The organism is Sphingobium phenoxybenzoativorans, assembly GCF_001757355.1.
GTDB lineage: Bacteria > Pseudomonadota > Alphaproteobacteria > Sphingomonadales > Sphingomonadaceae > Sphingobium > Sphingobium phenoxybenzoativorans.
On the sequence record NZ_MINO01000001.1, the window covers coordinates 210,345 to 224,310 of the forward strand.

The window sequence follows — 13,966 nt, forward strand, 5'->3', positions numbered from 1 at the left end:
CAGAGATCCCTATGTCCGACTCCTACACCCTGGCGAAGATCATCTTCGGCCGCCTCACCTGGGAATCCTTTCCCATCCACGAACCGATCCTGATCGGCACCTTCATCATGGTGCTGATCGGCGGCATCGGCGTCGTCGGCGCGATCACGAAATACAGGCTCTGGGGCTATCTGTGGACCGAATGGTTCACCACCGTCGATCACAAGCGGATCGGCATCATGTATATGATCCTGGGCCTTATCATGTTCCTGCGCGGCTTTGCCGACGCCATCATGATGCGACTTCAGCAGGCAATGGCCTTCAACGGGTCGGAGGGCTATCTCAACGCCCATCATTACGACCAGATCTTCACCGCGCACGGCGTGATCATGATCTTCTTCGTCGCCATGCCGATGGTGACGGGCCTGATGAACTATATCGTCCCGCTGCAGATCGGCGCACGCGACGTCAGCTTCCCCTTCCTCAACAATTTCAGCTTCTGGATGACCACGGCCGGGGCCGTCACCGTCATGATGTCACTGTTCGTGGGCGAATTCGCCCGCACCGGCTGGCTCGCCTATCCGCCATTGTCCGGCATAGCCTATAGCCCGGATGTCGGCGTCGACTATTATATCTGGGCCTTGCAGATAGCGGGCGTCGGCACGCTCCTGTCCGGCGTCAACCTGATCGCGACCATCGTGAAGATGCGCGCGCCGGGCATGAGCATGATGAAGATGCCGATCTTCACCTGGACCTCGCTCTGCACCAACGTCCTGATCGTCGCCGCTTTCCCGGTGCTGACCGCCGTCCTCGCGCTGCTCAGCCTGGATCGCTATGCCGGCACCGCCTTCTTCACGAACGACTTTGGCGGCAACGCCATGATGTATGTGAACCTCATCTGGATCTGGGGCCATCCGGAGGTCTACATCCTGATCCTCCCCGCCTTCGGCATCTTCTCGGAAGTCACCTCGACCTTCTCGGGCAAGCGGCTCTTTGGCTATACCTCCATGGTCTATGCGACGGTGGTCATCACCATCCTGTCCTATATCGTGTGGCTCCACCACTTCTTCACCATGGGGTCGGGGGCCAGCGTCAACAGCTTCTTCGGCATCACCACGATGGTCATCTCCATTCCGACCGGCGCAAAGATTTTCAACTGGCTTTTCACCATGTATCGCGGCCGCATCCGTTTCGAGCTGCCGATGATGTGGACGGTCGCCTTCATGCTGACCTTCGTGGTCGGCGGCATGACCGGCGTGCTGCTCGCCGTGCCGCCCGCCGACTTCGTGCTGCACAACTCGCTGTTCCTGATCGCGCATTTCCATAATGTGATCATCGGCGGCGTGCTGTTCGGCCTGTTCGCCGGGATCAACTACTGGTGGCCCAAGGCGTTCGGGTTCAAGCTCGACACGGTCTGGGGCAAGCGTAGCTTCTGGCTGTGGGTCGTCGGCTTCTGGTTCGCCTTCATGCCGCTCTATATCCTGGGCCTGATGGGCGTCACCCGCCGGATGCGCGTGTTCGACGATCCCTCGCTGCAGATATGGTTCATGATCGCCGCCTTCGGCGCATTCATGATCGCCGCCGGCATCGCCTGCATGCTGATGCAATTCTATGTGTCGATCCGCGACCGGGAGAAGCTGCGCGACACCACGGGCGACCCGTGGGACGGCCGTACGCTGGAATGGGCGACCAGTTCGCCGCCGCCCGACTATAATTTCGCCTTCACGCCGGTCATCCATGATGGCGACGCCTGGGCCGACATGAAGAAGCGCGGTTATCAGCGGCCGGTGGAGGGCTTCCGCCCGATCCACATGCCCAGCAACACCGGCACCGGCATTATCCTTGCAGGTCTCAGCGTCGCCTTCTCGGTCGGCATGATCTGGTACATGTGGTGGCTTGCGGCGATCAGCTTCGTCGGCATCCTCGCCGTCGCCATCGGCCATACCTTCAACTATAAGCGCGACTTCCATATCCCGGTCGAGGATGTGGTGCGCACGGAGGGCGAGCGCACGAAGCTGCTCGCGACGCAGGGCTGACCGGCATGTCGACAGAAGCAACAGCAATGCCGACAGGCGCCAACCCGGTCTTTCACCTGGCCGAGGAACCCCATCATCCCGAAGGGAGCAGCACCGCGCTCGGCTTCTGGATGTATCTGATGAGCGACTGCCTCATCTTCGCCTGCCTGTTCGCCACCTTCGGGGTGCTGGGCGGCAGCTATGCGGGCGGGCCGGGGCCGAAGGACCTGTTCGACCTGCCGCTCGTCGCGCTCAACACCGCGATGCTGCTATTCTCGTCCATCACCTATGGCTTCGCCATGCTGGCGATGGACAAGGGCAGGGTGGGCGCGACCCAGGGATGGCTGGCCATCACCGGCCTGTTTGGCCTGGCCTTCCTGTCGATCGAGCTGTACGAGTTCGCGCATCTGATCCATGAGGGCGCAACGCCGCAGCGCAGCGCTTTCCTCTCCTCCTTCTTCACGCTGGTCGGCACCCATGGCCTTCACGTCACCTTCGGCGTCATCTGGCTGGTGACGCTGATGGTGCAGGTGGGCAAGCATGGCCTGATCGCCGCCAACAGGCGCCGCCTGATGTGCCTCAGCATGTTCTGGCACTTTCTCGACGTCATCTGGATCGGCGTCTTTACCTTCGTCTATCTGATGGGAATGCTGCGATGAGCGCTGAACAGCACACGCACCACGATCAGGGTCATCACGGCCACGATCACGACGATGGCCACGCCCATGGCACGATGGGCGGCTATATGATCGGTTTTGGCCTGTCGGTGATCCTGACGGCCATTCCCTTCTGGCTGGTGATGACCGGCGCACTGGGCAATGCGCAACTGACCGGCTTCGTAATCATGGCGTTCGCCGTGGTGCAGATCGTCGTCCACATGATCTATTTCCTGCACATGAGCGCCCGGTCGGAAAGCGGCTGGACGATGATGGCGCTGATCTTCACCATCGTCATCGTCGTCATCACCCTCTCCGGGTCGATGTGGGTCATGTATCATCTCAATCACAATATGATGCCCGTGTCGGCGCATGACATGAGCCAGATGCCGTGATCCCCGCGGCCCTCCCAGCGGGGGAGGGGCGGCGGTCGCCACGGTCCGGCATGACGGTGGCGCTGACGGGGCTGCTTGCGCTGCTCCTTGTTGCGGGCTTTGTGGCGTTGGGCGTGTGGCAGGTGCAGCGTCTTGCGTGGAAACGCGCGCTCATCGCCAGCGTAGACGCCCGCATCCACGCCCCGCCCATTGCCGCGCCTGCCCCGGCGGAATGGCCTTCAATCACGGCGCAGGCGTCCGAATATCGCCGGATAAGCGCGCACGGCGTCTATCGCTTCGACCGGCAGACGCTAGTCCGCGCCTCCACGGCGCGCGGCAGCGGCTACTGGGTGATGACGCCGTTCGATACCGGCCGGGGCTTCACGATCCTCGTCAATCGCGGCTTTGTGCCCCCCGGCTGGAAAACGGAAAGTGGAAACCGGCCCGCCGCTGTCACCGGCTTGCTGCGCATAACGGAACCCGGCGGCGGTTTCCTGCGCGCCAATGATCCCGCCACAGGGCGCTGGTATTCCCGCGACGTCGCTGCAATCGCCAGAGCGCTTCGCCTAGACCGCACCGCCCCCTATTTCATCGACGCGCAGGCGGCTGGCGGCCCCGACGCGCTGCCGGTGGGCGGCATGACCGTCGTCTCCTTTCCCAACAATCATCTCGTCTATGCGATCACCTGGTTCGCTCTGGCCCTTATGACGGCGGGCGGTTACATGCTGTTCCTGAGAGAGGAACGCAGGCTCCGCACGGCGGGTGGAGGCGCGGGATGAGGGCGCTGAAGATCATTAGCCAGACACGACCGATTTTGCGCAACTGGCCTGCGGAGGCTGCCGGGCGCAAGAATATGCTGCTGCTCATCCAGCTTCGCTGGATCGCCGCCGCCGGACAGCTTTTCACCATTCTGATCGTGCATTACGGCATGGGCATCCGCCTGCCGCTGCTGGTCATGATGATCGTTCCTGTCGCCGCCACGGGCCTCAACCTTGGCAGTCTCGCGGTCCTGCGCCGCCGTCAGACGGTCGCGAATGCGGAGCTGTTTCTGGCCCTGCTTTTTGATGTGGTTGCCTTGACCATCCAGCTCTATCTCAGCGGCGGCGCGACCAATCCGTTCATCTATCTCTATCTGCTTCAGGTGGTGCTGGGCGCGATCCTGCTGGACACGCTTTCCGCATGGGCGATCGTTTTTGCGACCAGCGTGTTCGCCGCTATCCTCGCGAAATTCTACTGGCCGCTGGTTCTGCCGTCGGCGCTCGCCGAATCCCTGTTCGAAATGCACATCATCGGCGCGTGGATATGCTTTGCGCTGATTGCCGTGCTGCTGGTCGTTTTCGTGACCCGGATCAACCGCAACCTGCAGGCGCGCGACGCCCGCCTCGCCGATATGCGCCAGCGTGCGGCGGAGGAGGATCATATTGTCCGCATGGGCCTGCTCGCATCCGGGGCCGCGCATGAGCTGGGTACGCCGCTCTCCTCGCTGGCCGTCATTCTCAACGACTGGAAACGCATGCCGGCCCTTGCCGCTCAGCCCGGCATTATTGGGGAGATTGAGGAGATGCAGGTCGCGGTCCAGCGCTGCAAGACCATCCTCTCCGGCATTCTCCTCTCCTCCGGTGAGGCGCGGGGGGAGGCCCCCACGATCATTTCCATCCGCATCTTCCTTGATTATATCGTCAAGGAATGGAGCGTCGCCCATGCGGGCGTGGAGGTCGATTATGACAACAGCGCCGACGCCGGGCTGGAGATCGTTGCCGATCCGGTGCTCAAGCAGGTCATATATAATGTCCTCGACAATGCGTCGGAGGCCTCGCCCGACTGGATCAGCCTCTCGGTCGATCAGCAGGGGGATTTCCTGCGCCTTGTGGTGCGCGACGACGGCCCCGGCTTTGCGCCCGGAATGCTGGAAAATCTGGGCAAGCCCTATCAGTCGAGCAAGGGCAAGCAGGGCGGGGGGCTTGGCCTGTTCCTGGTGCTCAACGTGATGCGCAAGCTGGGCGGAGAGGTGACGGCCGAAAATGGCGTCATGGGCGGGGCGATCGTGACGCTGTTGTTCCCGCTCGACACGTTGGGCGTTCGCAGGGGGGATGGCGATGTCCGCTGATCGCCATATCGTGATCGTCGAGGATGACGAGGCGTTCGCCAATACGCTTGCCCGGTCGTTTGAACGGCGCGGCTATAATGTCCATCTCGCCCACAGCCATGAGGCGCTGGTCGAATTGCTGGCGCAGCATAGTCCCGGCTTCGCGGTCGTCGATCTGAAACTGGGCAGCGCATCCGGCCTCGTCTGCGTTCAGACCCTCCATGCCCATGACCCGGCGATGAAGATCGTTGTGCTGACCGGCTTCGCCAGCATTGCGACGGCCGTCGAGGCGATCAAGCTTGGCGCGTCCCACTATCTCGCCAAGCCGTCCAATACGGACGACATAGAGGCCGCCTTCGGCCGCACCGATGGCGATGTCACCGCCCCGCTGACTGAACGCCACACCTCGATCAAAACCCTGGAGTGGGAACGCATCCACGAAACCTTGGCCGAAACCGGTTTCAATATTTCGGAAACGGCCCGGCGGCTGGGCATGCACCGCCGTACGCTCGCGCGAAAACTCGGCAAGCGTCAGATTGGCTGAAAATAACGTTCGATATGTGAAACAGCGTAGATTGCGCACGGGATAGCAAATCTTCATTCGAACGGCATTGACCGATAATATCTCTATCACGTAAGTAGACATCATTCGAAAGGCCATGCGGCTTGCCCCCGTATGACCAGCCTCATCAGGCCGGATGTTCAGGGCACGCGGGTTTTGATCGGGATGCAGCTTGCTCCGCGTTATCAACGGCTAAAGCGCACGATGCTAAGGCGACCACGCCAGGGATCGTGTTCCCCCCAATGTAGGGGAAGTAACGATGCATAAGCTTCACTAAACACCGGATCGGGGGATAGGGCGGCTGCCGGTTGTCACCGGCCTGCAGCATCCTTTCGCGCGGTTTCCGTTGGCCAGTCCGCCCGCCGGTCGCCTGACTGCAGCCGCACTTCGACATCGGGAGATTGTCCCGTCGCGACAGGGTCGCGGCGAACGGGTCCTGCATGTCCAAGCCATCCGAAAAGCGCCCGGCGCCTTTCGGAAAGGAGGCGTCATGCCCGGTAGAATTCCATCCAAGGGCGCTTCGCCGCGCACCTATTCCGTGTCCCTTCAACAGGCTGCGGCCGCCATTTTCGGCGTCGCCCTGATTGATGGCGAACCGTCTCGCAAGCCCGCCCGTCCACCGCGCGGGGCGCAACATTCATAAAAGAAATCAGGGAAAAACAGTGACCTATAATGATGTTTCCAAAAGTGATCGCCTTGCCTTCCGGCGCTTTCTGCTCTCCGGCGCTTTCCTTGGCGTGTTGACGGCGACGCCGGGCATGGCCGCAGAGCAGCCCACCGTCGCGCCGGTGGCGGTGGCTGCAGGGGCCGATGCCGCGGATGCGGAAGCGGGCGGCGAGATATTCGTAACCGCCCGCCGCCGGGAGGAGGATGCGCAGGATGTCCCCATCGCTCTGAGCGTCGTCAGCGCGAACTCGCTCGAAAAGACCGGCAATTTCACTCTGGGCCAGGTGCAGCAGCTTGTGCCGAGCCTTCAGGTGTTCAGCTTCAACCCGCGCAATACCAATGTGAATATTCGCGGTCTCGGCTCCAACGTCGCGCTGACCAATGACGGACTGGAAAACGGCGTCGGCTTCTACGTCGACAATGTCTATTACGGCCGCCCCGGTCAGTCGCAGTTCGATCTGGTCGACCTGCAGCAGATAGAGGTGCTGCGCGGGCCGCAGGGGACATTGTTCGGTAAGAACACGACCGCTGGCGCGATCAATATCACGACCCGTGAACCGAGCTTCGATCCTGACTTTTTCGGCGAAGTCACGCTCGGCACCTATGGCTATCATCAGGTCCGGGCATCGGTTTCCGCGCCGCTGGTCGCGGACAAGGTGGCGTTCCGGCTGAGCGTTGCCGACACGCATCGCGACGGCTTCCTGACTAACCTGCATGATGGGTCAAAGGCGCAGGATTACGACAATTTCTCGGTGCGCGGCCAATTGCTGGTCAAGCCCACGGATACGCTATCGGTCAAGATCATCGGGGATTATTCCCATCAGAAACAGCATTTCGCGCTGAATATCCCGGTCAATTACTTCTCGACCTACGACAGCGGCATCACGATCGCCAACAACTTCCTCGCCCGTGTCGGACGCGCCGGATACACGCCGCTTCCCGCCGATCCCTTTGCGCGCAACGGGGATTCGGACGGCCATTACCAGGCTTTCATGAAGGGCTATGGCGTGTCCGGTCAGGTTGACTGGGACCTGGGGCCTGCCGCGCTGACGTCCATCACCGCCTATCGCTGGTGGGACTGGGATCCGGCCAATGACGGCGACTCAACGGGCCTGCCCGTGATCACCAAGGCGCAGCAGGCCAATCGCCAGCGCCAGTTCAGCCAGGAAATCCGCCTCGCCTCAACCGGCAGCAACACAATCGATTATGTCGTTGGCGCTTATTATTTCTGGCAGATCGTGCGCGGCTATGGCGCATCGGCCTATGGCTCGGCTGCGGCCAACTGGAATTTTCCGCCGCCCGGCGTGGCGGGGGCGACCGATCCGGTCATCGCCAACGCTGCATTGAACGGTTTCGAGGCCCGGTCGACATCAACGCCGGAGACCAAGAGCTATGCCCTGTTCGGCCAGGCGACCTGGAACATCAGCGACAGCCTCAGCTTCACCGGCGGCCTGCGCTATACGCATGAGAAGAAGAACGGGGCCTATAACCAATATTGGTACGCCGGGAATGACCTGTCCGGCCTGACCGCCGCTCAGGCGGCTGCGGCGCGCGCCATCCGCACCCGCTTCAATCCCGTCACCAGCTACACTGTCGGCCTCACCGACAACAGTGTTTCGGGCCTCGCCACGCTGAGTTGGAAGGTGACGCAGGATGTCCTGCTCTACGGCTCCTATTCGCGGGGCAACAAGTCCGGCGGCCTTAATCTGACGGTCCTGCCCGCCGGCGCGACCGCAGAGGTGGAGCCGGAAACCGTCGACAGTTTCGAAGTCGGCCTGAAAAGCCAGTTTTTCGACAAGAAGCTGACCTTCAACGCCGCGGGTTTCTGGACGGAGGTCAGCGATTATCAGACCGCGATCACCGTCATCCCGGCCTCTGGACCGGTCATCCAATATATCTCCAACATACCGAAGGTCCGCTCGCGCGGGCTGGAGGCGGACCTCAGCTATGCGCCGAGCAAGTGGATCAGTTTCTCCGCCTCCGGCTCCTATATCGAGACGACCTACCGCAACTATACCAATGCCCCCAATGCGCAGGAGCATAATCCGGTCGTCACGCCGGGCGATCCCACATCCGGCCCGACGCAGGACCTGTCCGGCGTGCAATTGGGCGGGGTGCCGAAATTCACCTACACGCTCGGCGTCGACGTCGCTCAGCCGCTGACGCAATGGGAAGGGCGGGGGGTCGAGATTTACGGCCATGCCGACTTCTCGCACCGCACGGGGTTCAACACCTCCTCGACCAACAGCCGCTATGCCGATGTGCCGGGTTATGGCCTGCTCAATGCGCGCATCGGTCTGCGCGTCGATGACGGGCTTTGGGACATATCCCTCTGGGCGCGCAACCTGACGGACAAGAACTATTTCCAGGCCCTGTCCCCGGGCGCCTTCGGTCTCGTCACCGGCACGATAGGCGATCCCCGCACCATCGGCGTCACCCTTCGAACGAAATTGTGAGGTCATCATGGCGACTGTTCTGCGAAGCACTGTCACGGCCAAAGCTGCGTCCGGTTCGCCGGGCAGGCGAAAGGGCGGCTCCACTGGGCAACTCAGCCCGTGGCGGCTGGCGGGCTTCGCCTCGCTCACCGTGCCGATCTACGCAGCGCAGATGCCGCTGGCGGTGCACCTGCCAGCGATTTACAGCCAGCATTTCGGTCTTTCGCTGGCGGCGATCGGCGCGATCTTCCTGGCGGAGCGGCTCTGGGGCGCTGCGGCGGACCCGTTGATCGGCGCGCTCAGCGACCGCACCCGTTCACGCTTCGGCAGGAGGAGGCCGTGGATCGTCGCCGGCGCCATCGCCTTCGGGCTGGCCGCGATAGCCCTGTTTTTTCCCGTTTTCGGCGTAACGCCCGTCTATCTCGCGGTGTCGCTGTTCATCATGTATCTGGGCTGGTCGATGATCCAGATCCCCTATCTTGCCTGGTCGGGCGAGATTTTCGGGGAATATCATGAGCGCACCCGGATCGCCACGTTCCAGGCCGTGGCGGGGGCGTCCTCGCTGCTCCTCGTGCTTGTCTTGCCCACGATCATCGATCAGGTCGATCCGCAGGATGGCGCGTTGAAACTGGGCGCGATGGGGGCGGTCGTAATCGTCAGCCTCATCCTGTCGCTGAATTTCGCGCTCCGCGCTTTCCCGGAAAAGCCTGCTCCCCTGACCCAGCCGGCCCGCCTGCCGCTGCGGGAAGCGCTTCGCGTGGTGTTCGCCGACCGCCTTCTGCTGCGCGTGCTGGCCTCCGACCTCGCCGTGACGACGGGGCAGGGCATTCGCTCCGTGCTGATCGTCTTTTTCGTCACCCATTATATGGGCCTGCCCCAATGGGCGAGCGGCCTGTTCCTGCTGCAATTCATCTTCGGCATCGTCGCCGGGCCGATATGGGCGCAGATCGGCTACCGCATCGGCAAGCATCGCGCGGCCGTTGCCGGAGAAGTGGTGCAGATCGCCATAAATCTCGGCCTGCTGCTCGTCACGCCCGGCAATCTCCCCTTGTTGCTTGGTCTTACCGTGGCGCAGGGTTTTGCGCAGGGATCGGGCAATCTGATGCTCCGGGCCATCGTCGCGGACGTCGCTGACCGCCACCGCCTGGAAACCGGGCATGATCGCGCCGCGCTCTTTTTCTCGGCTTTCAGCCTGTCGATGAAGGGCGGCATGGCGCTGGCGGTGGGCATCGCTCTGCCTCTGGTCGGCTGGCTCGGTTTCGATCCCACAGCGCCCGCCAACACGCCCGCGGCGCTGAACGGCCTTCTCTACGTCTTCGCCTTTGGCCCCGCCGTCGCCCACCTCATTTCCGCCGCCTTCATTCACGGCTTTCCGCTGGATGAGGCAGAGCACAGCCGAATTCGCCGGGCGCTGGATGAACGCGACCACGCGCTCCAGCCCGCCGAATGACCCCGCCAACCCCCAACCCGACAATCCCACGGAAGGACAATGCCATGACTGCTCAGATCAACAATTTCATCAACGCCGCCGATGCTGCCAGCCCGCTCGACATCGTGCCGGTCGCCGGACGGATTGGCGCGGAAATCAGGGGCGTTGCGCTCTCCGGGGATATCGATCCGGCGACGCTTGCCGCGATCCGCGCAGCGCTCGTCCGGCACAAGGTGATCTTTTTCCGCGATCAGGACGCCCTGAATGATCAGCGGCATGAGGATTTCGCTGCCCTGCTCGGCGAACCCGTGGCGCATCCGACCGTGCCGGTGGCGGAAGGATCGCGCTACCTGCTCGAACTGGACTCGAAGGAAGGCTATGCCGCGTCGAGCTGGCACACCGATGTCACTTTCGTCGAAGCCTATCCGCAGGCGTCGATCCTGCGGGCGATCACCATTCCGCAGGCTGGCGGCGACACATTGTGGGCGAACACCGCGACGGCTTATGAAGATCTGCCGGAGGCGTTGAAGCCGCTGGTGGACACGCTGTGGGCCACCCATTCCAACAAATATGACTATGCCGGCGCGCTCAGCATCAAGGACGCCAAGCGGTCCGAGGAATATAGCAAGATCTTCGCGTCGACCGTGTATGAAACCGAGCATCCGGTTGTTCACGTTCATCCGGAATCCGGCGAGCGCAACCTGCTGGTCGGCCATTTCGTCAAGCAGTTCGTCGGCCTTAACAGCGCGGATTCGCAGCGGCTGTTCTCGATCCTTCAGGATCATATCACCCGTCCGGAAAACACGGTGCGCTGGCGCTGGCGCGCCGGTGACGTCGCCATCTGGGACAATCGCGCAACCCAGCATCGCGCCATTGCCGACTTCGGTCTCCAGCGCCGGACGCTGCGCCGCGCGACCGTCGCCGGCACGGTGCCGGTCTCGATCGATGGCCGCCCCAGCCGCACGGTGAAGAAGGAGCGCGCGGTCGAATTGCAGCCTGCGGAATAACCGATCCGCCCGGCGTTCCGCGACGCTCCGGCCATTTTTGCCGCATCGGTCCAACATGACCGGTGCGGCCCTATATTCCAACAATCCAACAGGTGGATGATGCGACTGAAAAATATGCTCTACACCCTCGCGTTCACCGTCGCATTCCAAGCTCATGCGGCGGAGAAAAAGCCCAATTTTCTAGTGATTGTGGCCGATGACCTTGGCTATTCGGACATCGGCGCATTTGGCGGGGAAATCGACACGCCGAACCTGGATGCGATCGCGTCGTCGGGCCTTAAGCTGACTGGTTTCCACACAGCTCCGACCTGCTCGCCGACCCGTTCCATGCTCTTGTCCGGCACCGACAATCACCGCGCCGGTCTTGGCACGATGGCGGAACTGATCTCCCCGAACCAGAAGGGGCAACCGGGCCATGAGGGCTATTTGCGGCCGGAGGTCGCGGCGCTTCCTGAACTGCTCGTGAGCGGGGGATATCGCACCATCCTGTCGGGCAAATGGCATCTCGGCCTGACAGCGCAGCAGGACCCCCATGCCCGTGGTTTCCAGCACAGCTTCGCTCTGTTGCAGGGCGGCCATAATCATTTCGGCAATAATAGCGGGCCGAGCACCGCCACCTACACGCAGGACGGCAAGCCCGTCGCCAAGCTGCCGGACGATTTCTATTCCTCCGACTATTTTGCGACCAAGCTGATCGAGCAGCTCAAGGCCAGCGGCAAGGGCGCGGAGGGCAAGAAGCCGTTCTTCGCCTATCTTGCCTTCACCGCGCCGCACTGGCCGTTGCAAGCGCCAAGGGCCGACATCGCCAAATATAAGGGCCGTTATGACGCCGGTTTCGATGTGCTTCGCGCGCAGCGGCTGAAGCGTCAGGCGGAACTGGGCCTGATCGACCCCGCAAAGGCGGCGCATATCCCCGCACTGCGCAGCGGCGGCTGGGACTCGCTTAGCGCAGAGGACAAGCGCGTTGCCGCCCGCGACATGGAAATCTACGCAGCGATGGTCGACCGGCTGGACAAGAATGTCGGCCGCGTGATCGATGCGCTGAAGCGCAGCGGCGAATATGACAACACCGTCATCCTGTTCCTGGCCGATAATGGCGCGGAAGGGCTGGACGTTGCCCGCACGGAGATGGTGGGCATCAACAAGGCCGCGGCGGCAGCGGACAACAGCTTCGACAATCTCGGCGCTGCGACGAGCTATGTCAGCTATGGCCCCGGTTGGGCGCAGGCGGCGACCGCGCCGTCCTGGCTCTACAAGGCTTATGCGACGGAGGGCGGAACCCGCGCGGTGTCGTTCATCAGCTATAAGGGGTTCGAGCGGAAGGGCGTGAACGGCGCGTTCCTCTCCGTTGCGGACGTCAGCCCGACATTCCTCGAACTGGCGGGCGTGGCCGATCCGAAAGGCAGCTTCCAGGGCCGGAGCGTTGAACCCATTCGCGGCAAAAGCTGGGTATCCTATCTCAGCGGGAAGGCCGATCGCGTCTACGCGCCAAACGACAGTTTCGGGACGGAGCTGTTCGGCTCCCGCGCCTTGCGGCAAGGGGACTGGAAGATCACCGACATTGGCGATGGCAAATGGCGGCTGTTCAATATTGCGGAGGACCCGGGCGAGACCAATGACCTGTCGCTGGAGCAGCCGGACCGGCGCAAGGACCTGATCGCGGCATGGGATGTCTATGCCAAGGATGTCGGCGTGATCATCCCTGATCAGCGGATTTATCAGCCGTGATCATCCGCCGGTTGCTGCCCATAATCTCCCTCGTAGCGCTTCTGCCGCTCACCACCGCCGCCCTCGACCGGCCGGCCTATGGCAGCCTGTGTGAGCGTGGGGGAGACCAGGCGATATGGGTGCCCGCCGGAGAAGCCCTGATCGGAGACGATCGGGGCTATCCGGAGGAACGGCCCGCCTATCGGGTCAGGGTGCCGGGATTCTGGATCGACCGGCATGAAGTGACCAACGCGCAATATGCCCGTTTCGTCGCCGCTACCGGCTATGTGACGCAGGTGGAGCGGCAGGGGGAGTCGGTCATATTCCGGCCGCCGGGGCCGGGTGAGCGCCCCGTTGAACCAAGCCAATGGTGGCATATCGTCAAGGGTGCGGACTGGCGGCACCCTGAAGGGCCGGGCAGTGACCTGGCAGGCCGCGATGACTATCCGGTGGTTCAGCTTTCCTATGCCGACGCGCTTGCCTATGCGCGTTGGGCAGGCCGGTCCCTGCCGAGCGAGGAGCAGTTTGAGCGTGCGGCCGGGGGCGGGCAACCTGACACGCTGACGCAGCCGGGACCGGATGCGGCCAATAGCTGGCAAGGCGAGTTTCCCGTCCGGAATGACGCGGTTGACGGCCATAAGGGGCTGGCCCCTGTCGGATGCTATAAACCCAATGCGTTCGGCCTTCAGGACATGATCGGCAATGCCTGGGAATGGACGAAAAGCTGGTACCTGCCCGGTCACGGTCCGATGGTGTCGAATGAGGGTGCACCGGGCAATCCCAGTTTCGATCCCGCCCAGCCCGATGCGCGCACTCGCGTCATCAAGGGCGGTTCGTTTCTCTGCGCCCCCAATTATTGCGCCCGCTACCGCCCGGCGGCCAGGCACGCGCAGGACGAACTCTACGCGGCCTCCCATCTGGGGTTCAGGACCATCGACAGCGCGCGTGCAGGTCCGGCTCAGCCAGCAGTCCCGCAAGCCGGGCGGCACGGCATTTGAGGGCCTGAGCATTGCCCGCCGCCGGGCAAAGCTCAGGCTGCGCGGGCGGCGC

At 62.8% G+C, this 13,966-nt stretch carries 12 protein-coding genes; all 12 read left to right on the forward strand.

Annotated features, from left to right (window positions below; genetic code table 11):
- Window positions 1–11 precede the first annotated feature (11 nt).
- The 12 genes from cyoB to BHQ40_RS01115 all read left to right on the forward strand — a co-directional run bounded on the left by cyoB (window position 12) and on the right by BHQ40_RS01115 (window position 13,914).
- Window positions 12–2,015, forward strand: coding sequence for a cytochrome o ubiquinol oxidase subunit I (gene cyoB, locus BHQ40_RS01065; protein ID WP_070151230.1), 2,004 nt, complete (start codon window positions 12–14; stop codon window positions 2,013–2,015).
- A gap of 5 nt (window positions 2,016–2,020) precedes the next feature.
- A complete protein-coding gene (gene cyoC, locus BHQ40_RS01070) occupies window positions 2,021–2,653 on the forward strand; it encodes a cytochrome o ubiquinol oxidase subunit III (protein WP_070151232.1) in 633 nt (210 codons plus the stop codon).
- A complete protein-coding gene (gene cyoD / locus BHQ40_RS01075) occupies window positions 2,650–3,045 on the forward strand; it encodes a cytochrome o ubiquinol oxidase subunit IV (protein ID WP_070151234.1) in 396 nt (131 codons plus the stop codon). The genes cyoC and cyoD overlap by 4 nt, the downstream gene beginning before the upstream one ends.
- Before the next feature lie 50 nt (window positions 3,046–3,095).
- The gene (locus BHQ40_RS01080) at window positions 3,096–3,803 is read left to right on the forward strand and encodes an SURF1 family protein (RefSeq protein WP_070151236.1); all 708 of its coding nucleotides are present in this window, start codon (window positions 3,096–3,098) and stop codon (window positions 3,801–3,803) included.
- A complete protein-coding gene (locus BHQ40_RS01085; RefSeq protein ID WP_083276605.1) occupies window positions 3,800–5,131 on the forward strand; it encodes an ATP-binding protein in 1,332 nt (443 codons plus the stop codon). Before BHQ40_RS01080 ends, BHQ40_RS01085 begins: the two co-directional genes overlap by 4 nt.
- Window positions 5,121–5,654, forward strand: coding sequence for a response regulator transcription factor (locus BHQ40_RS01090; protein WP_070151432.1), 534 nt, complete (start codon window positions 5,121–5,123; stop codon window positions 5,652–5,654). The genes BHQ40_RS01085 and BHQ40_RS01090 overlap by 11 nt, the downstream gene beginning before the upstream one ends.
- Window positions 5,655–6,162: 508 nt before the next feature.
- Window positions 6,163–6,315, forward strand: a complete 153-nt coding sequence (locus BHQ40_RS26005) for a hypothetical protein (protein WP_171905722.1) — start codon at window positions 6,163–6,165, stop codon at window positions 6,313–6,315.
- Window positions 6,316–6,334: 19 nt separating this feature from the next.
- Entirely contained in the window at window positions 6,335–8,794 is a 2,460-nt protein-coding gene (locus BHQ40_RS01095) for a TonB-dependent receptor (protein ID WP_253183209.1), read from the forward strand.
- Window positions 8,795–8,801: 7 nt separating this feature from the next.
- Window positions 8,802–10,223, forward strand: coding sequence for an MFS transporter (locus BHQ40_RS01100; protein ID WP_070151238.1), 1,422 nt, complete (start codon window positions 8,802–8,804; stop codon window positions 10,221–10,223).
- Window positions 10,224–10,267: 44 nt separating this feature from the next.
- Complete coding sequence (locus tag BHQ40_RS01105) at window positions 10,268–11,209, forward strand: TauD/TfdA dioxygenase family protein (RefSeq protein WP_070151239.1); 942 nt, start codon at window positions 10,268–10,270, stop codon at window positions 11,207–11,209.
- Window positions 11,210–11,305: 96 nt separating this feature from the next.
- Window positions 11,306–12,937: an arylsulfatase gene (locus BHQ40_RS01110; RefSeq protein ID WP_253183210.1), complete on the forward strand. Its 1,632-nt coding sequence runs from the start codon at window positions 11,306–11,308 to the stop codon at window positions 12,935–12,937.
- Window positions 12,934–13,914, forward strand: coding sequence for a formylglycine-generating enzyme family protein (locus tag BHQ40_RS01115; protein WP_070151241.1), 981 nt, complete (start codon window positions 12,934–12,936; stop codon window positions 13,912–13,914). The genes BHQ40_RS01110 and BHQ40_RS01115 overlap by 4 nt, the downstream gene beginning before the upstream one ends.
- Window positions 13,915–13,966 lie beyond the last annotated feature (52 nt).